The sequence below is a fragment of the Bradyrhizobium sp. Mp27 genome, from assembly GCF_029953005.1.
Taxonomy (GTDB): domain Bacteria; phylum Pseudomonadota; class Alphaproteobacteria; order Rhizobiales; family Xanthobacteraceae; genus Bradyrhizobium; species Bradyrhizobium barranii.
The window spans coordinates 1-25,937 of sequence record NZ_JASAUS010000117.1 but is presented as its reverse complement, the minus strand read 5'-3'; the positions used below and the strand labels follow the sequence as shown (position 1 = coordinate 25,937).

The 25,937-nt window shown below is 60.7% G+C and carries 28 protein-coding genes and 2 pseudogenes; 9 read left to right on the top strand and 21 right to left on the bottom strand.

Going from position 1 to position 25,937, the window contains the following annotated elements; all coding sequences use genetic code 11:
• From QJT78_RS37660 to QJT78_RS37650, 3 genes and pseudogenes are all read right to left on the bottom strand, one after another.
• Nucleotides 1–359, bottom strand: a 359-nt coding sequence (locus tag QJT78_RS37660) for an MBL fold metallo-hydrolase (protein ID WP_281460476.1), incomplete at its 3' end; no start/stop codon positions are given.
• A gap of 85 nt (nucleotides 360–444) precedes the next feature.
• Nucleotides 445–1,275, bottom strand: a pseudogene (locus tag QJT78_RS37655) (ribose-phosphate diphosphokinase); the annotation flags it as partial.
• Nucleotides 1,272–2,804, bottom strand: a complete 1,533-nt coding sequence (locus QJT78_RS37650) for a thymidine phosphorylase family protein (RefSeq protein ID WP_038944629.1) — start codon at nucleotides 2,802–2,804, stop codon at nucleotides 1,272–1,274. The gene QJT78_RS37650 and the pseudogene QJT78_RS37655, both read right to left, overlap by 4 nt.
• Nucleotides 2,805–3,061: 257 nt before the next feature.
• On the opposite strand from QJT78_RS37650, the gene QJT78_RS37645 reads away from it, so the two are divergent.
• The gene (locus tag QJT78_RS37645) at nucleotides 3,062–3,715 is read left to right on the top strand and encodes a DUF6064 family protein (RefSeq protein WP_028154432.1); all 654 of its coding nucleotides are present in this window, start codon (nucleotides 3,062–3,064) and stop codon (nucleotides 3,713–3,715) included.
• A 47-nt stretch (nucleotides 3,716–3,762) separates the two neighbouring features.
• Here the strand turns inward: QJT78_RS37645 and QJT78_RS37640 are convergent, their stop codons facing one another.
• Nucleotides 3,763–4,650, bottom strand: coding sequence for an MBL fold metallo-hydrolase (locus tag QJT78_RS37640; RefSeq protein WP_281460475.1), 888 nt, complete (start codon nucleotides 4,648–4,650; stop codon nucleotides 3,763–3,765).
• A gap of 83 nt (nucleotides 4,651–4,733) precedes the next feature.
• Here QJT78_RS37640 and QJT78_RS37635 point away from each other — a divergent pair, with 83 nt between their 5' ends.
• The 3 genes from QJT78_RS37635 to QJT78_RS37625 are packed head-to-tail and all read left to right on the top strand — an operon-like array spanning nucleotide 4,734 to nucleotide 6,454.
• The gene (locus QJT78_RS37635) at nucleotides 4,734–5,072 is read left to right on the top strand and encodes a metalloregulator ArsR/SmtB family transcription factor (RefSeq protein ID WP_193375979.1); all 339 of its coding nucleotides are present in this window, start codon (nucleotides 4,734–4,736) and stop codon (nucleotides 5,070–5,072) included.
• A 24-nt stretch (nucleotides 5,073–5,096) separates the two neighbouring features.
• Entirely contained in the window at nucleotides 5,097–5,645 is a 549-nt protein-coding gene (locus tag QJT78_RS37630) for a rhodanese family protein (protein ID WP_038944633.1), read from the top strand.
• Nucleotides 5,646–5,674: 29 nt separating this feature from the next.
• A complete protein-coding gene (locus QJT78_RS37625; protein WP_028154531.1) occupies nucleotides 5,675–6,454 on the top strand; it encodes a sulfite exporter TauE/SafE family protein in 780 nt (259 codons plus the stop codon).
• 91 nt (nucleotides 6,455–6,545) lie between these two features.
• Here the strand turns inward: QJT78_RS37625 and QJT78_RS37620 are convergent, their stop codons facing one another.
• The 3 genes from QJT78_RS37620 to QJT78_RS37610 form a co-directional block, all read right to left on the bottom strand.
• Nucleotides 6,546–7,484, bottom strand: a complete 939-nt coding sequence (locus QJT78_RS37620; RefSeq protein ID WP_240537708.1) for a Tat pathway signal protein — start codon at nucleotides 7,482–7,484, stop codon at nucleotides 6,546–6,548.
• Between the two features lie 248 nt (nucleotides 7,485–7,732).
• Nucleotides 7,733–7,879 carry a hypothetical protein gene (locus QJT78_RS37615; protein WP_155258122.1) on the bottom strand — a complete coding sequence of 49 codons (147 nt, stop codon included), beginning with the start codon at nucleotides 7,877–7,879 and terminating at the stop codon, nucleotides 7,733–7,735.
• Nucleotides 7,880–7,915: 36 nt separating this feature from the next.
• Nucleotides 7,916–8,104: a hypothetical protein gene (locus QJT78_RS37610; RefSeq protein ID WP_038944635.1), complete on the bottom strand. Its 189-nt coding sequence runs from the start codon at nucleotides 8,102–8,104 to the stop codon at nucleotides 7,916–7,918.
• A gap of 455 nt (nucleotides 8,105–8,559) precedes the next feature.
• Between QJT78_RS37610 and QJT78_RS37605 the strand changes: the two genes are divergently transcribed.
• A complete protein-coding gene (locus tag QJT78_RS37605; RefSeq protein WP_162136548.1) occupies nucleotides 8,560–9,114 on the top strand; it encodes a trypsin-like peptidase domain-containing protein in 555 nt (184 codons plus the stop codon).
• A gap of 113 nt (nucleotides 9,115–9,227) precedes the next feature.
• On the opposite strand, the gene QJT78_RS37600 is transcribed toward QJT78_RS37605, so the two are convergent.
• The 5 genes from QJT78_RS37600 to groL form a co-directional block, all read right to left on the bottom strand.
• On the bottom strand, nucleotides 9,228–9,404 hold the full coding sequence (locus QJT78_RS37600; protein WP_193375980.1) for a hypothetical protein: 177 nt from the start codon (nucleotides 9,402–9,404) through the stop codon (nucleotides 9,228–9,230).
• Between the two features lie 36 nt (nucleotides 9,405–9,440).
• Nucleotides 9,441–10,130, bottom strand: coding sequence for a CBS domain-containing protein (locus QJT78_RS37595; protein ID WP_240537713.1), 690 nt, complete (start codon nucleotides 10,128–10,130; stop codon nucleotides 9,441–9,443).
• Between the two features lie 101 nt (nucleotides 10,131–10,231).
• On the bottom strand, nucleotides 10,232–10,753 hold the full coding sequence (locus QJT78_RS37590) for an Hsp20/alpha crystallin family protein (protein ID WP_038944638.1): 522 nt from the start codon (nucleotides 10,751–10,753) through the stop codon (nucleotides 10,232–10,234).
• Nucleotides 10,754–10,991: 238 nt separating this feature from the next.
• Nucleotides 10,992–11,210, bottom strand: a complete 219-nt coding sequence (locus QJT78_RS37585) for a ChaB family protein (RefSeq protein WP_080586738.1) — start codon at nucleotides 11,208–11,210, stop codon at nucleotides 10,992–10,994.
• Nucleotides 11,211–11,287: 77 nt separating this feature from the next.
• A complete protein-coding gene (gene groL, locus QJT78_RS37580; RefSeq protein WP_038953839.1) occupies nucleotides 11,288–12,910 on the bottom strand; it encodes a chaperonin GroEL in 1,623 nt (540 codons plus the stop codon).
• A gap of 205 nt (nucleotides 12,911–13,115) precedes the next feature.
• Here groL and ftsH point away from each other — a divergent pair, with 205 nt between their 5' ends.
• The gene (gene ftsH, locus QJT78_RS37575) at nucleotides 13,116–14,915 is read left to right on the top strand and encodes an ATP-dependent zinc metalloprotease FtsH (protein WP_049807894.1); all 1,800 of its coding nucleotides are present in this window, start codon (nucleotides 13,116–13,118) and stop codon (nucleotides 14,913–14,915) included.
• A gap of 46 nt (nucleotides 14,916–14,961) precedes the next feature.
• Here the strand turns inward: ftsH and QJT78_RS37570 are convergent, their stop codons facing one another.
• The gene (locus QJT78_RS37570; protein WP_049807895.1) at nucleotides 14,962–15,486 is read right to left on the bottom strand and encodes a hypothetical protein; all 525 of its coding nucleotides are present in this window, start codon (nucleotides 15,484–15,486) and stop codon (nucleotides 14,962–14,964) included.
• 401 nt (nucleotides 15,487–15,887) lie between these two features.
• Here QJT78_RS37570 and QJT78_RS37565 point away from each other — a divergent pair, with 401 nt between their 5' ends.
• Nucleotides 15,888–16,106 carry a hypothetical protein gene (locus QJT78_RS37565; protein ID WP_028153577.1) on the top strand — a complete coding sequence of 73 codons (219 nt, stop codon included), beginning with the start codon at nucleotides 15,888–15,890 and terminating at the stop codon, nucleotides 16,104–16,106.
• A gap of 129 nt (nucleotides 16,107–16,235) precedes the next feature.
• Here the strand turns inward: QJT78_RS37565 and QJT78_RS37560 are convergent, their stop codons facing one another.
• The 3 genes from QJT78_RS37560 to QJT78_RS37550 form a co-directional block, all read right to left on the bottom strand.
• Nucleotides 16,236–16,700, bottom strand: a complete 465-nt coding sequence (locus QJT78_RS37560; RefSeq protein WP_240537709.1) for a hypothetical protein — start codon at nucleotides 16,698–16,700, stop codon at nucleotides 16,236–16,238.
• Nucleotides 16,701–16,846: 146 nt separating this feature from the next.
• Nucleotides 16,847–17,188: a cytochrome c gene (locus QJT78_RS37555; protein ID WP_049807892.1), complete on the bottom strand. Its 342-nt coding sequence runs from the start codon at nucleotides 17,186–17,188 to the stop codon at nucleotides 16,847–16,849.
• Nucleotides 17,188–18,021 carry a universal stress protein gene (locus tag QJT78_RS37550; RefSeq protein ID WP_028153574.1) on the bottom strand — a complete coding sequence of 278 codons (834 nt, stop codon included), beginning with the start codon at nucleotides 18,019–18,021 and terminating at the stop codon, nucleotides 17,188–17,190. The genes QJT78_RS37555 and QJT78_RS37550 overlap by 1 nt, the downstream gene beginning before the upstream one ends.
• Nucleotides 18,022–18,146: 125 nt before the next feature.
• Here QJT78_RS37550 and QJT78_RS37545 point away from each other — a divergent pair.
• A pseudogene (locus tag QJT78_RS37545) lies at nucleotides 18,147–18,482 on the top strand (SDR family NAD(P)-dependent oxidoreductase); the annotation flags it as partial.
• A 9-nt stretch (nucleotides 18,483–18,491) separates the two neighbouring features.
• Here the strand turns inward: QJT78_RS37545 and mgtA are convergent.
• The gene (mgtA, locus tag QJT78_RS37540; RefSeq protein ID WP_049810418.1) at nucleotides 18,492–21,035 is read right to left on the bottom strand and encodes a magnesium-translocating P-type ATPase; all 2,544 of its coding nucleotides are present in this window, start codon (nucleotides 21,033–21,035) and stop codon (nucleotides 18,492–18,494) included.
• Between the two features lie 63 nt (nucleotides 21,036–21,098).
• Between mgtA and QJT78_RS37535 the strand changes: the two genes are divergently transcribed.
• The gene (locus QJT78_RS37535) at nucleotides 21,099–22,991 is read left to right on the top strand and encodes an alpha/beta fold hydrolase (protein ID WP_240537712.1); all 1,893 of its coding nucleotides are present in this window, start codon (nucleotides 21,099–21,101) and stop codon (nucleotides 22,989–22,991) included.
• Nucleotides 22,992–23,000: 9 nt separating this feature from the next.
• Here the strand turns inward: QJT78_RS37535 and QJT78_RS37530 are convergent, their stop codons facing one another.
• The 4 genes from QJT78_RS37530 to QJT78_RS37515 form a co-directional block, all read right to left on the bottom strand.
• Nucleotides 23,001–23,984, bottom strand: a complete 984-nt coding sequence (locus QJT78_RS37530) for a zinc-dependent alcohol dehydrogenase family protein (protein WP_028154412.1) — start codon at nucleotides 23,982–23,984, stop codon at nucleotides 23,001–23,003.
• 140 nt (nucleotides 23,985–24,124) lie between these two features.
• Nucleotides 24,125–24,829 (bottom strand): helix-turn-helix domain-containing protein, encoded by a 705-nt coding sequence (locus QJT78_RS37525; protein WP_038944647.1) that lies wholly within the window; start codon nucleotides 24,827–24,829, stop codon nucleotides 24,125–24,127.
• Between the two features lie 102 nt (nucleotides 24,830–24,931).
• Nucleotides 24,932–25,351 carry a response regulator gene (locus tag QJT78_RS37520; protein ID WP_028154410.1) on the bottom strand — a complete coding sequence of 140 codons (420 nt, stop codon included), beginning with the start codon at nucleotides 25,349–25,351 and terminating at the stop codon, nucleotides 24,932–24,934.
• 45 nt (nucleotides 25,352–25,396) lie between these two features.
• A partial coding sequence (locus QJT78_RS37515) for a LuxR C-terminal-related transcriptional regulator (protein WP_281460474.1) occupies nucleotides 25,397–25,937 on the bottom strand: 541 nt, incomplete at its 5' end.

The window sequence follows — 25,937 nt, the reverse complement described above, 5'->3', positions numbered from 1 at the left end:
CCTCGGGCGGCGTTTCGGCGGTTCAGGGCGGCAACCTCCGTTTCCTGGATGTTGCCTGCGTCGGGAAGCATGTAGGAGCAGAGGTCGATGGTGCCGCGCGTCGCCAGGATCGGGCCTGAAAAGCCTTCACGCTTGAGCTTCGGCAGGAGCCCGCTGTGGTCGATGTGGGCGTGCGTCAGCAAAACGGCGTCGACATCCGCCGGGCGGAACGGGAACGCACCGTAGTTCAGCGCTTTCAACGTTTTCGGTCCCTGAAACAACCCGCAATCGACCAGGAATTGTCCTTTCGGCGTAACAAAGAGATAGCAGGAGCCGGTAACGGTGCGGGCGGCGCCGCAAAACTGGATGGTGACGCTCACGGGGGGCTCCCAGTCTCCGGCATGCCAACAACTCCCGCCGCAACGCGCGGGCGAGAAGATCGTCGAGGCGGATGGCGTTGGTTGGATGTGGCACACTGTTGGTGGATCGGACGGAACGAATGCCGGCGCGACCGAACTCTGTCATAAACGCCGGCGGAAATAGTGCATGAACGATAATGGCCTCGATAGAAGAGGCTCCTGACGCGGCAAGAGCTTCCGCGCAGGCGGTAAGGGTCCCACCGGACGACACGATGTCGTCGATGAAGAGCACGGGACGCCCGGCGAACAGCGTCGTGTCCGGGAATGCGATCTGCACCGATTGATCAGTCCGGCGTACTTTTCGCGCCACGCTGTACGAAAGTCCGAGACGGCTGGCAATGTCGGCCACCCAAGATCGCGACTCCTCATCGGGGCCGACCACGACCGTCGTGGGCGCGACTGTGTCGGCACGAAGCACAGCTTCGATCGCAGGAGCCGCCGACAGGTTGTGCGCTTCAATGCCAGGAAAGACGCCGGCGAGATTGGGCGTCCGATGGAGATGGGCATCAAACGTGATGACGCAATCGAAGGTGTTCGCCAGAAGGGTACCGATTGCGCGCTGACTGATCGCCTCGCCGGGATGGAACGCTGCGTCCTGGCGCATGTAGCCGAGATAAGGCGAAACGAGCACGAGCCGCTTGGCTCCATCGCGCCGCAAGGCTTCTGCAGCAAACAACAGCGCAATCAGCTTTTCATTGGGCTGATTGAGCGAGCAACAGACTATCGTGGTGGTTGCCGCTGGGCCGACGGTTGCCCGCAGCTCGCCATCGGGAAATCGATGCAAGATGATTTCATGGCCGACAATACCCAGAGTTTCAGCAAGCCGAGGCCCGAAATGGGTGGAAGTGGGCAGCCATTGAACTGCACTCGGGATCATGGTGCTGCCCCGGTCTGCGGTTCGACCCGGTAAGCGGAGTCTTGCTGGGCCATGCCGACGGCAAGGTCAAACCCCGACGGCTCGAAGGCGTGAATGCGGTAGAGCGGCTCGCCTTGCTCGACCCGATTTCCGATCTTCTTGAACAACTTGATGCCGGCGCCCTTGTCGAGCGGGGCGCCTGCCGTTCGTGCCAGCCGGTTGAGCCGCAAGCAATCGATCGCGGAGACGACACCATCGCTTGCGGCGTGAATGTCGAGGGTAAGGCTACCGATTTCGCTGGCGGAGGGCGCGGGGCCCTGGGCCTCAATGATCTTTTCCATCTGTCGAAGCGCCGCCCCGCTCTCCAGGAGCTCGCTTGCGCGTGCATAGCCTGTGCCACCGCGCAAGTCAGGGTCGTGTTCCAGAAGGTGGGCGGCCAGGCGCAACGACTTCTCACGAAGATCGCGCGGGGCCTGGGGCTCATTGGCGAGCACTGCCATCACGTCCTGTGCCTCAAGCGCCGGGCCGATGCCACTGCCGATGGGCTGCCGTCCATCGGTGGTCACGACCTCCACTTCGAGGCCAAACCGATCGCCGACGAACTGAAACAGCTTGCGGAGCCGCATGGCCTGCGATGCGGTCGTAAGCTTGGCGTTAGGCCCCACCGGAAGGTCGATGAGAAGATGCGTCGAGCCGGCGGCCAGCTTCTTCGACATGATGGATGCAACCATCTGTTCGTGCGTATCCAGCGCCAGTGGTCGCTCGACGCCGATCAGGATGTCGTCTGCCGGAGACAGGTTGACGTGTCCGCCCCATGCAAGACAGCCATTGCACGACGCGACGACCTCTTTCATAGCTTCGACGCTGAGGTCGACCCGGGCCAGCACCTCCATGGTGTCGGCCGTTCCGGCTGGCGACGTGATTGCGCGTGACGACGTCTTCGGGATTGTCAGCCCGTGTGCGGCTACAATCGGCACCACGATCATCGACGTGCGATTGCCGGGAATGCCGCCAATGCAATGCTTGTCGACGACAGTCTTCGTATTCCATCTGAGCTGCGTCCCGGCTCTGGCCATGGCCTCTGTGAGCGCGATCAACTCCCCGGATGTCATGAAATTTGCGGAGCTGACGAGGAATGCAGCGATTTCCATGTCCGAATAGCGGTAATGCACGAGATCGTCGACAATTGCGCCGATCTCGGGAGCTTCAAGTGTCTTGCCCTGAATCTTGGCGCGAACCGCGTCCAAGCTTGGCGGGGAGGGAGCAGGGGTAACTGCAATGTAGGTGCCTGCCGGCTGTCCAAAGCGCCGAAACGCCGGCTCCGCCATGCCAAGCTGGTCGGGCCCGACCAGGCCGTCATCATCGGTGAGAAGCACCGTCGCCAGTTGCGTCTTCGAGCCGCTGCGCAGCTCGACCCTGGAAAAGCCTCGAAACAGGTCCGGCCGGAGCGCCGTTGACCGGCGGGAGATCACGACGACGCTTTCCCGGCCGGTGTCGAGATTGACACGGCGGGATCTGAGCTGGGCGCGGCCGGGTGGAATGACGTTCATCGATGAAGACTTCTTTGTCGCGGTGAAGCGAGGATAGGGCTCGCCCAGGAGCCCCGATTTGCGACAGATCAATCCATCGCCGGTCCTCAAGCACGGAGAGGTCGTGGGGCGCCGGCGATGCGGCTGCCTCAGTGAGGCCGATGCGCTCGTACTGTCTCCAGGTACGCGGCAGGTGAGTGGGGGCACTTCCGACTTGATCCGCGTCAAATGACGGGCATCGGAAGCAGCTAACGTTAGATCGCCAGCGGAGCAGTGATATGCTGCCTTTCTCTGTCGAGCAATTTTTCGGGGTCTTCGCGAGCTACAACAGAGCGATCTGGCCGGCGCAGATCGTTGCCTTGATGATAGGGGGCTTGGCGTTCGCACTGGTATTCCGCAGGTGCAAGCGATCCGATGAGATCATCGCCGGTGTCCTTGCTGCGATGTGGGCGTGGACGGGGCTCATCTATCATTTGATATTTTTCGCGCCCATCAACAAAATGGCCTATGCATTCGGTGCGCTGTTCGCAGTTCAGGCCATGGCGTTTGGATACGTTGGTGTCATACAGGGTCGAATGACTTTCGGCCGGAGCAACGGTCCGGCGGCGTGGATTGGCATTGCATTCGTTCTCTATGCGGCTGCCATCTACTGGCTTCTTGGAGTGGCGGTCGGTCATGACCTTGCGGAACTGCCTGCGTTCGGTGTAACGCCATGCCCCGTCACGATCTTCACGTTCGGGATGTTGCTGCTCACAATCCGGCCGATTCCCCGCCTGCTGCTGATTATTCCTATCCTCTGGTCGCTCATCGGCGGCAGCGCGGCAATCCTGCTGCGTGTGCCGCAGGACTGGGTGCTGCTCGTGAGTGGAATTGTATCAGCCGCTTTGCTCGCTGGCGGTGATCAGAGGCTGGCGTCAGCCTCCTCACGGTGAGCGGTAGCGTTCTGCAATCTTGCTTCAGTGCCCGTCCCTGGCCTGCCTCAAACGCAGGTCTCCGCTCCTCCTTTCAGCGTCACGGGAATGGTGAGATAGCGTACTCCGTTGGCTTCGGCAGGCGGAAATTTGCCGGCGCGGATGTTGACCTGGATGGAAGGCAGCAGCAGCCTGGGCGCTGAGAGCGTGGCATCGCATGCCTGGCGCATGGCCACAAACTCATCCTCGGTGACGCCTTCCTTGACTTGAACATTCTTCTCGCGTTCTTCGCGCACCGTTGTCTCCCAGGCGTAGGTGTCGCGGCCGGGAGCCTTGTAGTCATGACACATGAACAGCCGCGTCTCGGGCGGCATTGCCAGGATTCGCTTGATTGACCGGTAGAGCTTGTGCGCGTCGCCGCCGGGAAAGTCGGCGCGTGCCGTGCCGTAGTCCGGCATGAACAGCGTGTCGCCGACGAACACGGCATTCCCGATCTTGTAAGAGATGTCGGCCGGCGTGTGCCCGGGCGTATAGATCACCTCCGCCTCAAGTTCGCCGACCTTGAAGCGCTCGCCGTCCCGGAACAGGTGGTCGAAGTCGCTGCCATCGGTCTTCAGGTCCGTGGCGTTGAATATTGGTCGGAAGATGCGCTGCACGTCCTTGATGTGCTCGCCGATGCCGATTTGCGCGCCGGTCGTGGCCTTGATGAAAGGGGCGCCCGAGAGGTGGTCGGCATGGGCATGCGTCTCGAGCGCCCAGTCGATGGTGTTGCCTGCATCTCTTGCAGCCTTCAGCATCGCCTCGACCGAGCGCGTATCCACCTCACCCGAGTTGTGGTCGTAATCGAATACCGGGTCAATGATGGCGGCCCTCCTGGTCGCCGGATCGGCAACCAGATAGCTCACCGTGTTGGTGGGTTCGTCGAAGAACGCTTGGATGATGGGTTGTCCTGACATGGCCTGAACCTCCTGGATCCACCTGTCGGTTGATCTTGACATATATATTAGCAACAGCTAAATAAGCAATATCTAAAATAAGGATGCGGCCGATGGCCTCCCCAGCATTCGATCTGGAGGCTTTTGAAAAGCAGGCGGTTGAAGTTGCCGGCATTCTGCGCGCGCTCGCCAACGAGCGTCGACTGATGATCCTGTGCCAACTCGTCGAATGCGGCGAGAGCAACGTGAATGCGCTCGCGGAAGCCGTGGGTCTGTCGCAATCGGCACTGTCGCAGCATCTCGCAAGGATGCGCGAGGAGGGCCTCGTCACCTTTCGGCGCGAAAGCCAGACACTCTGGTACCGCATCGCCGATCCGCGCATCGAGCAACTCTTTGCCACGCTGCACAGGCTGTTTTGCAAGCCCACCAAGGCGAAGAACTAATTCAGGAAAGTAGAGGAGCTAATCATGTCACTACCCGCAATCAAGCCAGCCGAAGCGCGCCGCCTTCTCGACAGCGGCGCCCTCCTGATCGACATCCGCGAAGTCGATGAGCACGCCCGCGAGAAGATCCCAGGCGCGCGGCATCTCCCCCTGTCGAAGCTCGACGAGATCGACCTCGCCGTGCATCAAGGCAAGCCGGTCATCTTCCACTGTAAAAGCGGCGCCCGCACTCAGACCAACGCGCCGCGGCTCGCCCGGAAGCTCGGCGACGCCTGTGAAGCCTTCATCGTCGAAGGCGGGCTCGACGCCTGGCGCAAGGCTGGCCTGCCGGTCGTGACCGACCGGCGCCAGCCGCTGGAGCTTCAGCGCCAGGTGCAGATCGGCGCCGGCAGTCTTGCTGTCACGGGTACGCTCCTCGGCCTCTTCGTGTCGCCGTGGTTCTTCGCGGTGCCGGCCTTCGTCGGCGCCGGGCTGATCATAGCCGGTGTCACCGGCTTTTGCGGCATGGCCCGTATTCTCATGCGCGCGCCCTGGAACCGTAGCGTGTACGGCTCGCCCGCGCGGGCCGCGTGAGCGGAGCTTAAAATCAGGAGTCGTCCACTATGCTGGCGTTGACCCAAGGTGCGCTCGGTCTCGCCTCCGGCTCGTTGGTCGGATTTTCGCTGGGGCTGGTCGGAGGTGGCGGCTCAATTTTGGCCGTGCCGCTCCTCGTCTATCTGGTCGGCGTGTCGGATCCGCATGTGGCGATCGGCACTAGTGCGATCGCAGTTGCGGCGAACGCTGCAGTGAACCTCGTCAACCACGCTCGGGCTGGTAACGTGAAGTGGCGTTGCGCCTCTGTGTTCGCGCTCGCAGGCATGGCCGGCGCCTTTCTCGGCTCTACCCTCGGCAAGGTCATCGAAGGACAGAAGTTGCTGGCTTTGTTCGCTATCGTCATGATGGCGGTGGGCGCGCTGATGCTGAAGGGCCGCGCCGGCGCGGGCGAGCCATCGGTCCGGCTTAACCGAGAGAATCTGCCGAAACTCTTCGCCCTGGGGGGTCTCACGGGAGCCTTGTCCGGCTTCTTTGGGATCGGCGGCGGCTTTCTGATCGTACCGGCGCTGATTGCGGCCACTGGCATGCCAATCCTCTATGCGGTCGGTTCCTCCCTTGTGGCGGTGACCGCCTTCGGCCTGACGACGGCGGTCAACTACGCCCTGTCCGGTTTGGTGGATTGGTATCTCGCTGCGTTGTTTATCTCCGGCGGAGTTGTTGGCGGGATGCTCGGCGCCGGCTCGGCAAGCTCGCTCGCCGCGCGCAAAGGTGCATTGAATGCCGTATTCGCGGCCCTGATATTCGCGGTGGCGATCTATATGCTGGTCCGCAATCTCGGCTTCACGTGATTGGGGACTTCGAAACAAGCGGTCGATAGACCAAAGCGCCCGCACGAATGAGGGCAACCAGTATGAACCCAAGTAAGGTTTCGCTCGGGCTTCAGGAGGGATCAATCACAGCAGTCACCGGTCGACGCAGTGAGGGGGGCAGTGATGCGCCGCGACCAAATCGCACCATCAGATCCGGGCGCCGGACGCCAAGCCCCAGATAGTCTGCAATCTGCGGACGCAGGGAAGAGACCTCGATCGGCTGATTGAGAAGAGCATTTCGAATCCCGAGCATCGTCGCTTGCAGCGCGAAACGCTGATAGGCGCGTCCGGCAGCGACCCAGCCAGCCTTGTCGTTACGCGGACTGACGAAGACGGCAATGCCCGCTGACGAGCGAACATCCTCGGCATACTTGTCATTCTCTCCCTTCTCGGTCAGCGCGAACTTCAGGAGGCGACGCGCGAGCCAAGCCGGCAGCGCCGGATTGCCGGAGCTCCGCACGGCAAGCCCGTCCAATTGCTCGATCGCCATGGAATCATTGAAGCGGATCCAGGAGATGAGCTCTGCCATGAACGCGGGATCGCGCATCTGCATCGTGTTGCCCTGAATAATGTAGTCGAGAATTGCCTCCATGCGCGGTCGCTCGGTCACAATGAAACACTCGACGCCACTTAGCGCGCCGGCAGTCTCGATCGTGCGTAGGTCCTCCGAGCTCACGGCACGGCCATCATACTTGGCGCGCGTGCATTGGCGCTCGGTGATCGCATCTGCGAGCGCGTGGCGCGACGGCGCAGTGCGGTCGAGAGCGATGGAGGCCGAGCCCGGATTGGCGGTATCGACTGCAACATTGGCGTTCAAACCGAGCATCGGGGCAGCCTGCACGATGTTCTCAGCTGCGCAGCCAAGTGAAGCAAAAAGGTGATGGTCGTCGGGATCGACCACGGGGCAGCGACGGACGAGGTCCGGACGGATGGTGATGACGTTGTCGGAGAGGATGAACCGCCAAGGCTGCGTGTTGTGGCTGTTCGCGGCCAGCGTCGCTGCGCGCACGAGCTCGCGAGCTCCGCGCGCCGGGTCGAGCGGACGCCACACAAGTTGCACGGCCTCCTCGTAGGTCGAGGGCTGTGAGGCGCGGGCCATTGGCATGCGGGCTGCGTACATGGCAACCGTTCCGAAAAGCAGAGATCTACGATTCATTCATGCCTCGCAGACAGTCAGCGTAGACACAGCGACAGATGGCCGATGAATCACAATGGCCGCAATCCGGAGCGAACGCCGCGCCTTTACGAGCGCAGGCATTAGCCTTCCGGTGCTCGACTGGTTTCCGCTCGGCGATCGCGGGCGGAGCGCATGGCAAGCTGCTCAATCGACGAATAGAAGAGCGTGATCTCGAGCACGCCATACAGCGCCAACATCATCAGCGCTTTGATTGCTTCGCTAGTCATCTCACGATCCTCCAGGCGATCTAAATCGGATGCCTCTCACGTTGTACGAGCATGGTTTGAACGGGCTTCGTAGACAGTCTGGGCCGTCGCCTTCTGCACGTCTATTTCCGGATGGGTCAGGCGGGCGGTTAGTGTGATCGCCACGATGGCGATGCCGGCGAGCAGCACAGAGATGACCACCTTCAGGTGCGTTGCCCTGTCAGCCGAGTAAATCGAGTGGTTCATTGCAGGCCCCTTTGTCAACGAGCCAGATGCGTGCTGGTGAAATCGTTCTAGAGCATCGGCCGAACAGCCGAAATTCGGGGGCTTCACCTAAGGAAGAATCCGTAGGCCGGGAAGAGAGGCGGCGCCGCTCGCGGCCATCCAACGTTCACCCGGAGATCTGCGAGGATGGCGAGACAAAATTTGAGAATCCTCAAACCGTCCCAGATCCAGATCGTTACGCTCTTTAGGCAATGTTACTCTGATCATCGGACGGGCGTCCTATGCCATGCATCATCTTTTGCCGATGTCTAAGATGGATAGGCGTCTCGGCGTGGAGTCTGGCGCTTGTCCTCGGGGCGGGTGCCTGTTGGGGCAACGACTTTCATAGAGATCAAGGCGAGACTTACCCGACGGCGAGGCTTGCTCTCCTGGTGAAGCGCGTCGCGCCGGCCGTGGTGCGGATACGAGGCTGGGGCGTGCAGTCAAAGTCGCGAATATTCGACCCGGAAGCTGGATTCACAGATCCTCCCACGCGTCAAGAGTGGCAGGGAGCGGGCATCATCGTGGATGCCCTGGCAGGCCTGGTCGTGACCGCAAATCACCTGGTCGCAAACGCAACGACTGTAAAAGCGGTGCTCCAAGATGGACGAGCACTGGACGCCGTCGTGCTTGTCCGATCCGATCGAGATGACGTTGCGCTACTTCGGATCGAAGCCGGCAACCTTCGTGCGCTGGATCTGGAGAAGCCCGGCGCGCTTGACGTGGGAGAGCCAGTTCTGGCCATCGGTGATCCCCACGGTTGGGGACAGAGCGTGACATTCGGCATCGTTTTGGGGCTGCAACGTTCCTGTCCAGGAACCGGTAATAGCAGTCTGGTTCAATCAGACTTGCTTGTGGGCCAGGGAAGCTCGGGAGGCGCGCTCGTGAATCTACAAGGTAGGCTGATCGGTGTGATCGTTGCGCGAAGAGACGGACTTGCTCTTGCGGCACCGGTGGAAGCGGTCGAGAGGCTCTTTGTTGCTGCCCAATAGGAAGTGAGTGCTCCTCAGCATCATCGCGAGAGCCGTCACGTCGCGGAGTTGCTGCTGTCCTCGTTCTGAGGCCCGTCGCAATCGCGGTGAAGTTTACCCATAAGCCAACGTATTCAATGAAGAGCGCGTTTGCGTCCGGAATAGGCGGCGATCAACCCGACCAGGGCCGTGACGAGGAGCATCGCAACAAAGGTCTGAATTAAGCCGAAGGTTAACGCGTCGCGCGCAACGAACAGCGCCGTGATCGGCGCTGCTATGACAAATATTATGCGGACGATCCATCCAAGCATGATTGCTCCGATCTGAGGATTCTCAGCCCGCCGCCTTCATGTCTTCGGGGGCTCGACATAATAGCCGGAGTAGGAATCAACGAAGCAGAGATGATCGTGAACTTCCTTGACGCCATTGGTGTTCTCGGCGGCAATGATCGTCGCGCGCCGAGCCTCACCGGTCGTGATGAGGCCGTGCAGATGCACGACCCCTCGGCGGCAAGTCACCCTGAAACCGATGGGCCGCCAGTCGGTGGCTTCCACAGCACGCATAACGCGCTGGCAAATGTGCTCATCGTCAGCCGTCGGGTCCGGGATTTCGTGCGCGAGACCTGCCATCGCTTGCAGGAGATTGTTTCTCGTCACGATCCCAATCGTACTCTTGCCGCGCATCACGGGAAGTCGCTTAATGTCGTGCTTCTCCATCAGAGCGACGATCTCCGCCAAGGACGTCTCCTCCTGGACAGTGATGACCTCCCGCGTCATGACGTCCTCGACTTTTCGGCCGCGCTCGTGAATGAACTCCGCGGCCGCCCGCCTTGGTCCCATGAAAAATTTCAACCAGGCCGCGTGGCGGCGTCCAGTTCCGATCTCGCTGCGGCGGAGAAAATCGCTCTCCGAGACGACGCCGACGAGATTGCCAGCATCGTCGATGACAGGCAGCCCACTGATATGCATCTGAAGCATGATCTTCGCGGCTTCTTCGATTGTCGTGTGCGGCGTTACGGCGACGACGTCTCTCGTCATGACATGAATTGCGTGCATTTTGTGCCCTCCGAAAGTAGATAATGAGAATCCTGCGTCAGCGCGAGGCTGCGATTAGTGCAGCCTCGCGCCGGCGAAGATCGTCAGGCCGCTTTCACGTTGATCGTCTTGGCCGGCTTCTGCGCTTCTTCCGTCTTCGGGAGCGTGACCTTGAGAACGCCGTTCTTGAAGGTGGCCTCGATCTTGTCAGCGTTGACACCGTCCGGCAGGGTAAAATAGCGCTCGAAAGTTCCGTAACGGCGCTCGGAGACGTAGTAGTCCTTCTTCTTTTCCTCGGTCTCTTCCCGCTTCTCGCCCTTGATAGTGAGGGCGCCGTTTGCGACCGTGATGTTAATGTTCTTTTCGTCGAGGCCAGGCAGCTCAGCCGTGATCTCGTACGCCTTGTCGCTTTCAGCGATGTCGACGGCCGGCGCAGCGATCGACTTGGAAAGGTCGCGTTCGAGCCGCGCGAGCGATCGGAACGGTCGATTCCAGAAGCCGCTGCCGAAATCGTCGAAGATCTGGTCGATTTCGTTTCTCAACGTTTGAAACGGCCGCCACGTCTCACCAGCGGTCGCGGGCGTAGTGGACGATTTTGTGACGGGCAAGTTTGTCTCGGTTGCCATGATCATGTCTCCTTGGAGGTTGGACCATCTCGGTCGCCGGAAAGAATAGTCTCGGCCATCGAGCCGGGCTTGATTTCGCTCAACTCGAAAACGATGCCTCGAAGCTTTTGTGATCTTGGAGGCGATGAAATGGGGTGCGAGTTGTGCCTGTCCGATGCGGTGCGAGGTCGTTGACGAGCGTCCATCCGAGCAAATGAGGCAGGAAGCCGGACGCTTCCCGACGTCGAGCGCACATCGGTTATGCTTCCGATTCTCTTGGTACCCAATGGTCGCCAAGTTTCACGTAGGAGCGCTTCACGGCGGCCCAAGCCGTTCGATGTGCGATCTCTTCCTGCCGGAGGTCCCCGACATGCGAGATAAACGAATGATTGAAGGCTTCCCGGTAGATGTTCAGGGCATGAGGCGGCAAGTGGTGTCGTACGCCCGCGGGAAGGTCTTCGTTTGACCGATAAGGCATCCCTGCTTCCTACGCCACGATCTGCCCGAGCCGAAGATTGGCGATGGGCCTGAGTCCTAGAGTTCGCGGCTCTGCAGCTACATCGCCATGTCGGGCTCGGGCATCCGCTCGCGCTTTGGCTCCGGGATTTCCGTCATTGTCGCCTCTGTCAGAAGAAGCACGCTTGCGACCGAAACCGCGTTTTCGAGCGCGGTCCGCACGACCTTCACCGGGTCGACGATGCCGGCCTCCACCAGGTCGACATAGACCTTCCGGGCCGCATCGAAGCCAAAATTGCCTTCGCTGTCGAGCATTCGTGCAACCACGACGCCGCCGTCGGTCGCGGAATTTTCGGCGATCTGCCGGGCTGGGGCTTCGAGCGCGCGCCTCAGGATCTGTACGCCCGTTCGTTCGTCGCCCTCGCAGGCGGCCTCTTCTTTGGCCACAGCGGCGACAGCCCGAAGCAGTGCAAGGCCGCCGCCCGGCACAATGCCTTCCGCGACCGCAGCCTTCGTCGAGCTGATCGCATCGTCCAGCGCTTCCTTCTTCGCTTTCATCTCGGCTTCGGTCGGTGCTCCCACCCGGATCACGGCGACGCCGCCCGACAGCTTGGCGAGGCGCTCCTCGAGCTTCTCGCGATCATAGTCGCTGGTCGTCTTCTCGATCTCGACGCGAAGTTGCGCCAGCCGAGCCTCGACCCGGGCGCGATCGCCACCGCTGCCGATCAGCGTGGTATTCTCCTTGTCGGCGACCACGCGCGCGGCGCGACCGAGCTGTTGCGGCGTAGAGCTTTCCAGTTTCAGGCCGATCTCCTCGGAGATTACCTGCGCTCCCGTGAGTATTGCAATGTCCTCCAGCATGGCCTTGCGCCGATCGCCAAAGCCAGGTGCCTTGACGGCGCAGGCTTTTAGCACGCCGCGAAGTTGATTGACGATGAGGGTGGCAAGGGCTTCGCCCTCGATATCCTCGGCGATGATCAGAAGTGGGCGGCCGCTTTTGGCGACCTGCTCGAGCAGAGGAACCAGATCGCGTAGAGCGCCGATCTTGTGATCGCATAGCAGCACATAGGGGTCCTGCAGCACTGCTTCCATCCGGTCAGCATCCGTAACGAAATAGGGCGACAGAAAGCCGCGATTGAATTTCATTCCTTCGACGACGTCCAAAAGGGTCTCGGTCGTCTTGGATTCCTCGACCGATATCACGCCTTCGCCGCCGACTTTTTCGATAGCATCTGCCACCAGTTCGCCGATGGAGACGTCGTTGTGCGCTGAAATCGTGGCGACCTGTACCTTTTCCGCCCTGGTCTTCACCGGCTTCGCCATGGCATGCAAAGCGGCGATGGCGGCCTGCGTCCCGCGATCGAGGCCGCGCTTCAGGTCGATCGCGCTCGCGCCGGCGACGACGTTACGAACCCCGTCAGAGAGGATGGCGTGGGCAAGGATGGTCGAAGTGCTGGTGCCGTCGCCGACGACGTCGCCGGTCTTCTCGGCGGCTTGCCGCAGCACCTGAGCACCCAGGTTCTCTTCTGCATCCTTGAGATCAAATTCCTTGGCAATGGTGACGCCATCGTTGCAGACGATCGGCATCCCCCACGCCTTCTGAATCAGGACCGATTTTGACTTCGGGCCCAGCGTCACGCGGATGGCATCTGCGAGCAGGGATGCGCCGCGCAAGACTTTTTCACGCGCTGCCGAGTGGAACAGGACCTGCTTGTGCGCCATTTGAATGCCTCAGGTTTGCTGCCGTTGCCAATGAGGGCTGGGTACCAGTTTGTGCGATTGCGCCAAGGTCATTAAGCGATCGTTCGCGGCTGCCGGTGTTGACCTGAATCAAGCGAAGCGCGCCGTCCAGGGTTACCATCACAGCCGACGTCGATGGGAGGAGCAATTGGGGCCCGATCAAGTGTCGCGAAAGCAGGCCATAGCGATGAGCATCATTTTCGCGGGCGGCATGCTGCTCGTGATCGTGCAGTTTATTCTGTCGACGTACAATTCAATCGAAGCCATTCCCTATAGCCAGTTCGAGCAGTTGCTCGCGCAAGATAAGGTTGCCGAAGTCTCCGTCGGACCCGATACGATAACTGGACGATTGAAAGAGCCTCTTCCGAGTGGAAAGTCCGCGTTCGCTACAGCGCGGGTCGACATAGCATTGAGCGAAAGGCTCGCAGCCAAAGGTGTGAGCGTTACTGGCGTTCCCGGAAATGGCGCATTGCAAACATTGATATCCTGGATCTTTCCGGTCATCGTCTTCTTCGTGATCTGGTTCTGGCTCGGTCGTAGCATGACCGGTCGACAGGGCTTCGGAGGGCTTATGGCGATCGGTAAGTCTCGTGCGAAAGTCTATTTCGAGAAGGATATCAAGGTCACCTTCGCGGACGTGGCCGGCGTGGAGGAGGCGAAGTTCGAGCTGCAGGAAGTGGTCGCGTTCCTCAAGGATCCCAACAGCTACGGCCGGTTGGGCGCGCGTGTGCCGAAGGGAATCTTGCTGGTGGGCCCGCCGGGGACGGGAAAGACCCTGCTTGCCCGCGCCGTGGCGGGCGAGGCCGGAGTGCCATTCTTCTCGATCTCGGGCTCGGAGTTCGTCGAGATGTTCGTTGGGGTTGGTGCTGCGCGCGTTCGGGACTTGTTTGAGCAGGCCCGTAAAGCGGCGCCTTGCATCATTTTCGTCGACGAACTCGACGCGCTGGGACGTAGCCGCGGACCGATGTCGTTCGGGAGCCACGACGAGAAGGAGCAGACCCTCAATCAGCTCTTGTCCGAGCTTGACGGCTTCGACCCGAGCGCAGGCGTCATTTTGCTGGCTGCGACTAACCGCCCCGAGATCCTGGATCCCGCGCTGCTGCGGGCGGGCAGATTCGACCGACAGGTTCTCGTTGACCGTCCCGACAAGATCGGGCGCGTTGCCATTCTCAAGGTGCACGTCCGCAAGATTCGTATGGGCAAGGATGTCGACCTCGACAAAGTGGCGGCCCTTACGACCGGGTTCACGGGTGCTGACCTTGCAAATCTCATCAACGAGGCCGCGATCGCTGCGACCAGACGGAGCGGCACGGAGGTCACGTTCACCGATTTTGTTACGGCGATCGAACGGATCGTGGCCGGGATTGAGAAGAAGAGCAGGGTGCTCAGCAAGGACGAACGGCGGAGGGTTGCCTATCATGAGATGGGCCATGCCCTCGTTGCGGCCAGCCTGCCCGGCGTCGACCCTATACAGAAGGTATCGATCATTCCGCGGGGGATCGGTGCACTCGGGTACACCATCCAGCGCCCGACCGAGGACAGGTTCTTGCTTACGGTTGAGGAGCTGAAGAACCGCATTGCTGTGCTGATGGGAGGACGCGCGTCGGAGCGCATGATCTTCGACGGTTCCATTTCGACCGGCGCGGCCGACGATCTTCAACGTGCGACCGAAGTCGCGATCGAGATGGTGACCAAGTACGGCATGGATGAGACAGTGGGGCAGCGCACCTACGCCCCCAAGCCGCAAGCGTTCCTCGCTGCGGCGCAGGATGCGGTCGTTGCGGCTGCGGAAGAGACAAGCCGCGAGATCGATCTCGCCGTGCGTAACCTGATTGAGGAGGGCGATCGTTGCGCCAGGGACATCTTACTACGACGACGCACCGAGCTCGAAGCCGGTGTCGAACTGCTCATCGCAAATGAAACGGTAACGTCGGATCAGTTTGCTTCGCTGCGCGGCACGTCCAGCAGGGAGCCGGTCGCCGCATGATTGCCGCGTGACTCGGCCCTTGAGCCGGGTTCGGAGTAGATCGAGTTCAGCCGGCGGTGCGCAGCAGCGGTTCCCGACGGCTCGCTGGCGCCTCCTGCCGAACGACGATGTCGTGCCACAGCTTTGCGATGCTCGCTTGCGTTTCGATCGCCAGGAAACAATGACCTTCGTTGTCGAAGTCGCAAAAGTGAGCGCCTGGATCACCACGCAGTTCAGCAAGGGCGGCGTTGATGGCATCGAGGCCGGTCATCACCTGCTCGATGGTCTCTAGCTTGGTGTTGTGCAGGATATCCATCAGCCGGAAGCTCTTCAGGGGTGGGTTTCCGAAGGCGATGCCGGGCTGCCTGAACTCGAATAGGACGCTGAGCGCGACAGGCATTCCCCGCAATTGGCCGAATATCGCTGCGATTTCGTCCTCACTGCAGACAGCTGGATGGGTGGAACGTGGAGGCGACGAAGCGGCATCTCGTGGCGCCATGCGGAGGCCGGCAATGACCTCATGTTCAATCCATCGTCGCACCTCAGTCGGTGCATTGCAAATCTGATCTGCGGTCAACGTAATTCCGATCATGGCGATGCCTCCTGTTTGTCTCAGCATAGGACGTCGTCTGGAAACGATCTTGATGCCGATCAAGAAAGGGAAATGGTGACGCCAGGCGCGGCGCCGTCAACGGCGCGCCGAGTGTTTGAGTGGGCCGAGCGCAAAGAACGGGAATGACGAGTACCTTAATTTTATCGCGCGGGCGATGACAAAAGTCCTCACTCACGCGCTTGCGTCCCGCTGAGGGCAGCGCTTGATCCAGGTCAAGTCAGGGCTGAACGAGGCTGTTAGCTTTCGTCTTGCGTAACTCGACCCAAGGTTACGTCCCAACGTTGCCGCCGAGATCCGTCCCCCTGGGCTCGGCGGCTCCCTTTCTTCCGGGCCAATGAGTTTAACCGACCCGAACGGCCGGACCGCGCGGGAATGAGCCGATGCGCACCTACTATTTCGACATGAAGGACGGGGTGCCCGTCCGGGACAAATCAGGCCTGGAGTTTGTGAGTGATGGCGCTGCCATCGCGCACAGCAAGAGCCTTGCGGACAAGGTGCGCAGAGAGAATCCGAAAGGGCATGCGGAGCTTCGCATCGTCGTTCTCGACGAGAGCGGCCGTGAAGTTCACCGTGAGCAAATCTATCCGAAAGAAGCATGATCAATGTCGTGTTGACGCCGGTGCTGTCAGCGCGACTGCCTTTTTCGGATGCCGCTGCAGTGAACAATATCTAAGGCGAAATCCGGCCCCCGAGGCCGATCTTTGTGGTGCCCGGTTTGCGTTAGCTCGTCATTTCTTGGGGGCCTTTTCGGCCGGCGCGAATATCTGATTGGCGGGCGGCGGCTGGTCGGTCGGCAGGCCTATCGCGATAAAGCTGCGTTCCAGCGAGGTGTGGCAGGCATTGCAGCGATCGGTCAGTGCGCGCATGGAGGCGGTGAACCTGCGACCATCCCCAGCGTCGATCGCATCTGCGATTGAGAGCAGCGGATCCTTCATCGTGGTTACGTTGCTTACGGGAATGCCGGGGTACAATACGGCAGCTTGGGCCAGACTATCCGTCAACTGGCGCAATTCGAACGCAGCAAGTTCCCAGTTCTTCGACTTGCCCGCGAACCACAGTTTCAGATGCTGAAGCTGGGCCGCGTTCATGACTTCGACCAGGCGGGGCGCATATTGTCTGACAGTTGGGGAAGGTTCAAAGTCCGATTGGGCAGTCGCCGATGTGCCCACGCTTGCCAAGATCGCAAGAGCCAAGCACGAATTCCGTAGAGTCATTTGACTGGTCTCCAGAAATCTCGTTTCCTTGAGATGCCTTGTGAAGCACTCGCCGAAGGCTCCACCAAGTAGGGCCGGAGATGCTGAGCCAATTCCGATCAGGCCTCTGTGGCGTGCGCGAGCCTTCATTGCTCCAACGTCTTCAGGAACGCCATGAAATCGCCGACCTGATCGGCATCGAAACGAAATTCCGGCATTGTCGGATGCCCCGTGACGATGCCCTCGGCTAGGGCCTCCTGCAGCATCTCGATTGGATATCGTTCGTGTAACGTCCTGAACGGGGGAGCGATCTTGAGAGGGCTGGGGCTGACCTTGTCGGTCGAGTGGCACTTTCCACAATACAGCAGCGCAAGACGCCGGCCCTGTTCGACGCTTGAAGCCGCAGTTGGGCTTGAGGAGACGAGCAAATTCGCAGCGAGTATGGCGCCTGCAATGGCGCGTACAGTTCTCCTCACATTGTGCTCCATCAGTGCGACATCATGACAGGAACGGTCATGCTGCGGAACATCTCCTGCGTGACGCCGCCGAACACCGTTTCTTGAAGTCGAGAATGGCCGTAACCGCCCATAACCAGCAGGTCGAGGCTTTCATCCGCAGCGATCGACAGGATGCTCGCTTGCAGATCGCCACGGTCGGATTGAAGCGAAACGGTCCTTGCCGGCAAGCTCTTCCGCGCGAGGTGTGTCAGAAGGCGTTCGGGCGATGCGTCGGACGGTACCTCGGACGCATTGAGGGTGATCGTCGTCAGAGCGTCTGCCTCGGTGATGAATGGCATCGCGTCCCGTAAGGCGCGGGCGGCAAGGCGACTGCCGTCCCAGCAGATGCCGACGCGTGCCGCTTTGAATGTGCCCTGGAAAGTATAGGGAATGAACAGCAAGGGTCCACCCGACTGCAAGAGGAGCTCCTTCGGAAGCTGGTTGTCGAAGGTATCGCAATCCGGATCGCCTTGTGACACGATCGTCAGATCATAGAGGCGCGCCGCTGCCCCTGCTTTCGAAACGGCCTCGGCGATAGTCTCGCTCAGTGCGTATTTTCCGTAATTGATCCGAGCGTTCTTCGCCTCAACCTCGAAAATACGTAGTGCTGCTTGGGCGCGTTCCAGCGCACGTTCATACTCGAATTGCAAAGACGCTGCGATGGCTGCACCGCCTTCCGCAACAAATGGCACGTTCGTGGAGGCATATCCTGTTGCAAGTGCATCCAGATGCGCGCCAGCACTCATCGCCAGGGAAACGGACGCATCGATGGCGGGTCGCGGTGACCGCTCTGTTGGAATATGCACCAGTAGATCTTTGAACATGCGTGCCTCCCGCTCCGATCTTGCCGCCAAAGAGCAGCACATGTCGCCATTGGGAGTCTTGACGCACGTCAAAGTGGCCGCATGAGCGTCGGATATCGTCCTAACCGCAGGCGGGAGTGCTAGACATGGCGCGGATGGCATTGGTGACGGGCGGTACCAGAGGTATTGGTGCCGCCGTGCCTCAAGCTCTTCAGACGGCGGGTTACCAGGTAGCCGCCACTTATGCCGGAAGCGCCGAGGCTGCCAAAGCCTTCATGAGCCGAACGGGCATCGCGTCCTATCAATGGGACATCGGTGATTTCGATGCATGCGCTATCGGAGTGAAGTCCGTTGAGTCCTCGCTCGGACCAATCGACGTTCTTGTCAACAATGCCGGGATCGTTCGTGACGCGGCGCTTCACAAGATGAGCCGACCGCAATGGGAGGGCGTGATCCGCACCAATCTTGACGGTGCGTTCAACTCCCGGGCCTTACAGAATTGAAACTGCGAGGCGCTTGGCAATCTCCGCGCAGACGAGATAAGTGACGGCGATAGCGAATATCGTCGCCACGAGTGCCGCAGAAGGAGCGGTAAAGCCGAATAGTTGTCCCCATGGGCCGAGCGCTAGTCCTACGCCCATGATGAGGGCACCGAAGGACGTCGCGACCAAGATGGTGTGGGGACGGTTTGCGCGCCACGGCATCCGGCGAGACCTGATTATGAAAATCACCAGGATCTGCGTCGATATTGATTCCACGAACCACCCGGTCTGGAACTGCGCCGCATTCGCTTCGAATAGCTTCAGAAGAACGGCGAAGGTAATCACGTCAAACACGGAAGAAACAATTCCCATGATGATCGTGAAACGAAGGATGCTTGCCATGTTCCAGGCTTCCGGTTGCGCAAGGTCTTCGCGGTCGACTTCATCGAAAGGGATGCCGATTTCGGAGAGGTCGTAGATCAGGTTGTTCAGCAGGATCTGCAGCGGCAGCAATGGCAGGAACGGAAGAACGATCGAGGCCAAGGCCATGGAAAGCATGTTGCCGAAGTTAGAGCTCGTTCCCATTCGCACATACTTCAGGATGTTGGCAAATGTTCTGCGGCCTTCGCGCACACCGGCCGCAAGCACTGAAAGATCGGGAGCCAGCAGGATCAAGTCGGCGGCTGCGCGGGCGACTTCGGTCGCGCCCGTGACGGATATGCCGACATGGGCCGCGTGGATGGCCGGGGCATCGTTGACGCCGTCCCCCATGAAGCCGACCACGTGATGGCGATGGCGGAGTGCGGCAATGATCCGTCGCTTCTGATCAGGATCGATGCGGGCAAACAGATCAATATTGTCGACCCGGGCCACCAGCGCTGCATCTGTGAGCCCGGAGATCTCAACTCCGGTCATGATACGATCCGATTGAAGACCGACCGATCGAGCGACGTGAGAGACCACTGCGCCGTGGTCGCCCGAGAGAATTTTCACTGTTATGCCTAGCGAGGTAAGGGCTTCAATGGCTGAGGCCGCATCCTGCTTCGGTGGATCAGCGAATACACAGAAGCCAATCATGGTCAGATCCGCCTCGTCGCCAACAGCAATCGTCTGCTGCCCGGGCGGGATTGATCTGACGGCGACGGCAAGAAGCCGAAGACCGTCGCGGGCATATTGATCCTGGATGTCCCTCATTTTTTGCTGCCAAGCGGCGTCGAGCGGATGGGCCAGACCATCGATGCCCACGGCGACGCAGCGGGCCAGGATGGATTCCGGAGCGCCTTTTGCGATCAAGATGTGTTCGTCGTTCTGTGCCACCAGTACCGACAGGCACCTTCGCTCGAAGTCGAACGGCACTTCCGCGAGTCGAACCCAGCCATCTATGGCGCCGTTGCGCGCGGAGAGTATTGCCTCATCGAGGGGGCTTCTGACGCCGGCCTGGAAGGTGCTGTTGAGGTACGCGAGGCTCAGAACGCGATCGTTAGGTCGCCCCTTCGGATCGACATGCGCTTCGAGCGTGATTTTGGCTTCCGTCAGCGTGCCGGTCTTGTCCACGCAAAGCGTGTCCATGGCACCCAGATCATGGATTGCGGACAGTCGCTTGACGATAACGTTTCGGTCCGCCATGCGTAGCGCGCCGCGGGCGAGCGTCACCGTCATCACCATGGGCAGCAGCTCAGGCGTTAGGCCGACGGCGAGTGCGACCGCGAACAGGAAGGACTCCAGCGCGGCCCGTTGCGCGACGAGATGAGCCAACAACACAAAGAGGGTCAGAAAGAGCGTAAGCCGAAGGATCAGGAGTCCAAGCTTGTGCACACCCTGCTCGAGAGCCGTTGGCGGAGCATTGGCAGCCAGTGCCGCAGCGATCGCGCCAAACCGGGTCTGGCCTCCGGTTTTCACCACCAACATCCTGCCGCTTCCGCCGACAGTACTAGTTCCGGCGAACAGGGCATTCGTCGCCTCCGCCGGCGATGCCGCGGAGCAGGGAGCGTCCGTTTTGAAAGCAGGAAACGGCTCACCCGTCATCAAGGCCTCATTGATCTGCAATTCCTGGGCATCAAGGACGATGCCATCGGCGGGTATGAGGTCGCCGACACGGAGCTTCACGATGTCTCCGGGGACGAGCGCCGTCACCGGTACCGTAACGTCCTTGCCATCGCGGACGGCGTCAGCCCGAATGGCCACCGATTCGCGCAACGCTTCGGCCGTTAGCTCGGCGCGATGTTCCTGAACAATGTCCAGTGTGATGGACAGAGACAGCACGGTTGCGATAATTACAAAACTGCCAACGTCGCCGCTTAATCCGGATACGAGGGCAGCCGCCAGGAGCATCGCAATCAACGGGTTCCAAACGCGTTGCCCAAGCTTGCGCAGGACCGATCGGCTTTGAGAGGCATCAGCGTGGTTTGCTCCGAACATCGCCAGGCGCCGGTCCGCTTCGACCTGCGATAGCCCGTTCGGACCGGAGCCGAGCGCGCGGTAGAGGGCGTCCTTTGGTGTTTGCCAGAACTCGGCAGCGGCCAAAGCCTTGGCCGCGCTAGGCTGCTTGATCATCAAAGGGCTCGCCGAGCTGTTGGTCACTAGGCCAGGAAGGTAAGAGGCAGCTCAATTTCTAAGTTGACGCAGCTCAATTCGCTCTCGGACAACTTGGTTAGGTTGCGGGGGCCAAAGGAGCTCCCCATGTCGCCTCCAGCATCGGTCGGCCGTATTCCCATTGTTTCGAATTCTGACCGGATCCCCGTCGAGCCCACGGCTATTGAGGCGCAGGCGACAGTGCAGCCGTCCAGCTCCGATACAGCCGTCGATGACATCGATCGATCCTTTCACGCGGCGCTGGCGCGGTTGATCGGCGGCGTCTCGCCGGCAGCGCTGGCCCTAGCTTTTGCCGACTGGCAACTGCACCTCCTGGCCTCACCTGGGAAGCAGGCCAGCCTCGCCGGCCAGGCGATCCAGAATGCGTTTGATCTTGTCGATGCCATGCTGCCGAGGCATGCGGTATTCCAGCCTTGGTCCGTGATCCGGCCGCTGGAGAACGACCGCCGTTTCACAGGCTCCGATTGGGAGCTGCCATCCTTCAATCTCCTGGCCCAGGCTTTCCTGCTGAACCAGCAATGGTGGCATTCGACGACGACCGGTATTCACGGACTGGCCCATTCGAACGCGGCGATCGCCGACTTCGCGCTTCGCCAAGGCCTGGACACGGTGGCTCCAACGAATTTCGCCGTCAGCAATCCTGAAGTTCTGCGCAAGATCATGGAGACTGGCGGCGGCAACTTCGTCTATGGCCTGCACAACTTTGTCGAGGATTGGCAGGCCCTGCTCGCTGGTGGAAGGCTCAGGAGCGATCAGACTTATGTGGTGGGTAAGGACGTTGCCATCACACCCGGCAAGGTCGTCTATCGCAACGAGCTGATCGAGCTCATCCAGTATTCCCCGACGACGTCGACCGTGCGTGCCGAACCCGTTCTGATCGCGTCTGCATGGATCATGAAGTATTACATTCTCGACCTGACGCCGCGTAATTCTCTCGTCCGTTACCTGGTCGAAAGCGGCTTCACTGTCTTCATGATTTCATGGAAGAACCCAACACCCGAGTATCGCAATTTCAGTCTCGAAGACTACCGTGAGCTCGGAGTGGATGCCGCGATCACTACCATCAACTCGCTTCGGCCTGGACAGGCGATCCACGCCGCCGGTTATTGCCTTGGCGGTACCCTGTTGTCGATCGCGGCGGCCAGGCTGGCTCGCGAGCGGCCCGACTGCCTGCGAACGGTGACGCTGCTCGCGGCGCAAACCGATTTCACGGAAGCCGGCGAGCTCACCTTGTTCATCAACGAAAGCCAGGTCGCGTTCCTGGAGGATATGATGTGGCGGCAGGGGCTGCTCGCAACGGCACAGATGGCCGGGGCCTTCCAGATGTTGCGAACCAATGACCTGCTTTGGTCGCGCGTCGTGCGGGACTATCTAATCGGAGAGCGGGCCGCGCCAAGCGAACTGATGTCGTGGAACGCCGATGCCACGCGTATGCCCTACCAAATGCATTCGGACTATTTGCGGCGCCTGTTCCTCAACAATGATCTCGCCGAGGGGCGCTATCAGGTCAATGGCAGGCCGGTCTCGCTCGCCGATCTGCACATACCGATGTTTGTCGTCGGCACGTTGCGCGACCACGTCGCGCCGTGGAAGTCGACGTACAAGATCAACTTCCTTGCCGATGCAGACATCACCTACGTTCTGACGAGTGGCGGACACAATGCCGGCATTGTCGCGCCTCCCGGCCAAGAGGGGCGCAGCTATCAGGTGCGTACAAAGAAGGCTCATGATCCCTATATTGGCCCCGACGAATGGATCAGGCGCGCACCGTCCCACGAGGGATCATGGTGGACGGAGTGGACGCGATTTCTCGCCGCGCATTCCGGTCAGCCCGTTCCGACCTGCTTGGCGGCAGATTCGGGACAGAAGAGCGCGCCCTCGGATGAGGCGCCGGGCTCTTACGTGCTCGAGCAGTAGACGCGACAGTCAAGGCCGCAAAACGGCTGCGCCAGTCAGCTTGCCCTCCCTCAGGCGGGCGAGCGCTTCATTGGCCTCGACGAGCGGGAATACCGTCGTGTGTGTCTGGATATTGATCTTTGCGGCGGCGGCGAGAAAATCGATGCCGTCCTTTCGCGTGAGGTTTGCAACCGATACGATCTGCCGTTCGCCCCAAAGAATGCGATAGGGGAACGATGGGATGTCGGACATGTGAATGCCGGCGCACACAACGCGTCCGCCCTTGCGCACCGAGCGCAGGGCAAGCGGTACCAATGCTCCGACTGGCGCGTATATGATGGCGGCATCGAGCTCGGTCGGCGGGATGTCCTCCGAAGAGCCGGCCCAGTCAACGCCGAGCGAGAGCGCAAGTTGCTGTGCTTCCTGGTCGCCGCCGCGGGTGAAGGCGTAAACTTGCCGTCCCTCTGCGCGGGCCACCTGTGCCACGATATGGCCGGCCGCGCCAAAGCCATAGATGCCGAGCGTTTTGCCCTCGCCGGCCATCACCAGGGATCGCCAGCCGATCAGCCCGGCGCAGAGCAGGGGTGAAAGAGCTGCGTCCTCGCCGTTCTCGCCGAGTGGAAAGCAATATCGGGCGTCGGCGACGAGGTGGCTGGCAAAGCCGCCGTCGCGCGTGTAGCCGGTGAATTCGGGACGATCGCACAGATTTTCCTTGTCGGTGCGGCAGTAAAAGCACTCGCCACAAGTGAAACCGAGCCATGGAACACCTACGCGCATGCCCAGCTCTAACTCATTGACGCCCGGGCCAAGAGCATCGATGCGTCCCACGACTTCATGGCCCGGGATAATCGGATAGGAAATGTCGGGTAGCTCGCCATCCACCACGTGCAGGTCAGTCCGGCACACGCCGCATGCGCTGACCTTGACGCGGACCTCGCCGGGGCCGGGGACCGGGTCGGCTCGTTGCTGGAATGTCAACGGCGCGCCGCGTGCGGAGAGAACCATCGCGTACATGTCGCATTCCCGCGGCTCGAAGTGCATCGTCCGGGTCTTGTCCCGTCGGATCTAAAGTCAGTGTTCGCCGTTCGCTACGCCGGCGCAACATGCGACTTCCCGCAGGTTCTCGAAGCTGGCCCAGATACTAGGAGGACAAATCAGGCGTCGAGATTGTGCAGGCGCTGGCGGTTGCGCAGCACAATCTGGCGAGCGCCAGAGAAACCGAGAATGCCCTGGGCCTGAAGCTGAGACAGCGCGCGCGACACGGTCTCTAGCGTGAGGCCGAGATAGTCGCCGATGTCGCGACGGCACATCGGCAGCGCCATCATGCCCGCGACGGCGAGGCGGCGGTCCATTTCGAGCAGGAAGGTAGCAACGCGCTCCATCGCAGTCTTACGTCCGAGAAGCAGCATGTGATTTTCGGCGTGGCGCAGCTCCGAGGCGGTCATGGTCCAGAGCTTGCGGGCGACCTGGACGTCGGTGCCGGAGGCCTTCTCAAGGCTCGCACGCTTCACCAGGCGCACCGTGGTGTCGATGATGGCCTCGGCGGCGAGCCGGTGACTGGCACCGGATTCCAGACCGAACACGTCGCCGGGAAGGTGAAAGGCGCCGATCTGGCGGCGGCCGTCGGAAAGAAGCTTGTAGCTGCGCACCGCGCCGGTGACGACCTGGTAGACATATTCGGCCGGCTCATCCTCGCCGTAAATCTCCTCGTCCTTGCGGTACGAGAATTCCGTGGCGACGAGGCCGGCATGGCCGGTGATCGCGCCGAGCCGATCGGCGACCGGATCGATGGAAACGGCAACCTTGCTGCCGCTGATCGGAGTGTTGATCGGCTTGGTGTTGAGTGACTGGGTGAGCATCTGAGCCATCTCCGTTGTGATGACCAATGCTTGCGCGGGATTGAGCGTCGCGAAAGTTCGAGCGATACCTTAAGGGGGCCTACCTACGTAGAATCCCGCAGGTCAGTGTCCGCGCCGGTCCTGGATGGCCCGGCGGATACATTTGACCAGGTTTTCATCGAGAAGAAGGGGCTTTAAAACCACGTCTTTCACCCCGGCTGCCGCGGCCCGGGTCGAGATGTTCTTGTCCGGATAGCCGGTGATTAGGATCACGGGCACATCGCGATCAAACTTGCGCAACCGGCCGGCGAGTTCGATGCCGTTGATGTCGGGCATCTTGTAGTCGATCACGTAACAATCTGCACTGGGCATATCGCCAGCATTCAGGAGCGCCGTTGCACTCCGAAAGGTCCGCACGGCAAAGCCTTCGGTTTCCAGCAAGAACCGCAAGGATCCCAGAACTGCGGCATCGTCATCAACCACAAAGACGGTAGATTTTGCAGGGGGCGACAGCCGCTCATTGTGCGAGCTGATCTCAATCATGTCGTCTTGACTAGCAGAGGATGTGAAGAAGGGCCTTGACATGGCTCAATCGTTGAGCAGACCGGCGCGCATCGCCAGCCGCACCAATTCCGACAGGCTGTTCGCCTGCATCTTGGTCATCACGTTGGCCCGATATACTTCGATCGTGCGTGGGCTGATGTCGTAGTCGCGGGCGATCAGCTTATTTGAGAGGCCCGCGACCAGACCTTGCATAACCTGGCGTTCTCGGGGACTCAGGGAGGCAACACGCGCGGCGATGTCTTGCGCGATCGCTTCGTTTTTGGCCGCCGGTGCCGCCTGGCGGAGCGCAGATTCGATCATGGCGGTGAGGGGATCGTCTTCGAACGGCTTCTCGACGAAGTCAACCGCCCCGAGCTTCATCGCCTCGACGGCAAGCGGCACGTCGCCGTGACCGGTCATGATTAGGATCGGAAACGGGCTGTGCTGCGCCTTCATCCGCTTCAACAGCTCGATCCCAGAGCTGGCCCCGCAAATTCGGACAGTAGCTTGAGTGGATTTTCTGCCTGACAGCGGCGAGGATTCTTGCTGCGAATCAGGAGCGAAGATGACGAAGAAGAGCCGCCGG

Coding starts and splice junctions, on each gene's coding strand:
- QJT78_RS37650 (WP_038944629.1), bottom strand. CDS start 2,804: ATGAACGTCATTCCACCCGGCCGCGCCCAGCTCAGATCCCGCCGTGTC.
- QJT78_RS37585 (WP_080586738.1), bottom strand. CDS start 11,210: ATGCCTTATCGGTCAAACGAAGACCTTCCCGCGGGCGTACGACACCAC.
- groL (WP_038953839.1), bottom strand. CDS start 12,910: ATGGCGCACAAGCAGGTCCTGTTCCACTCGGCAGCGCGTGAAAAAGTC.
- QJT78_RS37595 (WP_240537713.1), bottom strand. CDS start 10,130: ATGACGAGAGACGTCGTCGCCGTAACGCCGCACACGACAATCGAAGAA.
- QJT78_RS37640 (WP_281460475.1), bottom strand. CDS start 4,650: ATGTCAGGACAACCCATCATCCAAGCGTTCTTCGACGAACCCACCAAC.
- QJT78_RS37600 (WP_193375980.1), bottom strand. CDS start 9,404: ATGCTTGGATGGATCGTCCGCATAATATTTGTCATAGCAGCGCCGATC.
- QJT78_RS37555 (WP_049807892.1), bottom strand. CDS start 17,188: ATGGAGCACAATGTGAGGAGAACTGTACGCGCCATTGCAGGCGCCATA.
- QJT78_RS37530 (WP_028154412.1), bottom strand. CDS start 23,984: ATGTACGCGATGGTTCTCTCCGCACGCGGCGCGCCGTTGACATTCCAG.
- QJT78_RS37520 (WP_028154410.1), bottom strand. CDS start 25,351: ATGATTGAGATCAGCTCGCACAATGAGCGGCTGTCGCCCCCTGCAAAA.
- QJT78_RS37635 (WP_193375979.1), top strand. CDS start 4,734: ATGCGGCCGATGGCCTCCCCAGCATTCGATCTGGAGGCTTTTGAAAAG.
- QJT78_RS37525 (WP_038944647.1), bottom strand. CDS start 24,829: ATGCTCACCCAGTCACTCAACACCAAGCCGATCAACACTCCGATCAGC.
- QJT78_RS37630 (WP_038944633.1), top strand. CDS start 5,097: ATGTCACTACCCGCAATCAAGCCAGCCGAAGCGCGCCGCCTTCTCGAC.
- QJT78_RS37550 (WP_028153574.1), bottom strand. CDS start 18,021: ATGTTCAAAGATCTACTGGTGCATATTCCAACAGAGCGGTCACCGCGA.
- QJT78_RS37565 (WP_028153577.1), top strand. CDS start 15,888: ATGCGCACCTACTATTTCGACATGAAGGACGGGGTGCCCGTCCGGGAC.
- mgtA (WP_049810418.1), bottom strand. CDS start 21,035: ATGATCAAGCAGCCTAGCGCGGCCAAGGCTTTGGCCGCTGCCGAGTTC.
- QJT78_RS37590 (WP_038944638.1), bottom strand. CDS start 10,753: ATGGCAACCGAGACAAACTTGCCCGTCACAAAATCGTCCACTACGCCC.
- QJT78_RS37625 (WP_028154531.1), top strand. CDS start 5,675: ATGCTGGCGTTGACCCAAGGTGCGCTCGGTCTCGCCTCCGGCTCGTTG.
- QJT78_RS37615 (WP_155258122.1), bottom strand. CDS start 7,879: ATGACTAGCGAAGCAATCAAAGCGCTGATGATGTTGGCGCTGTATGGC.
- ftsH (WP_049807894.1), top strand. CDS start 13,116: ATGAGCATCATTTTCGCGGGCGGCATGCTGCTCGTGATCGTGCAGTTT.
- QJT78_RS37645 (WP_028154432.1), top strand. CDS start 3,062: ATGCTGCCTTTCTCTGTCGAGCAATTTTTCGGGGTCTTCGCGAGCTAC.
- QJT78_RS37570 (WP_049807895.1), bottom strand. CDS start 15,486: ATGATCGGAATTACGTTGACCGCAGATCAGATTTGCAATGCACCGACT.
- QJT78_RS37610 (WP_038944635.1), bottom strand. CDS start 8,104: ATGAACCACTCGATTTACTCGGCTGACAGGGCAACGCACCTGAAGGTG.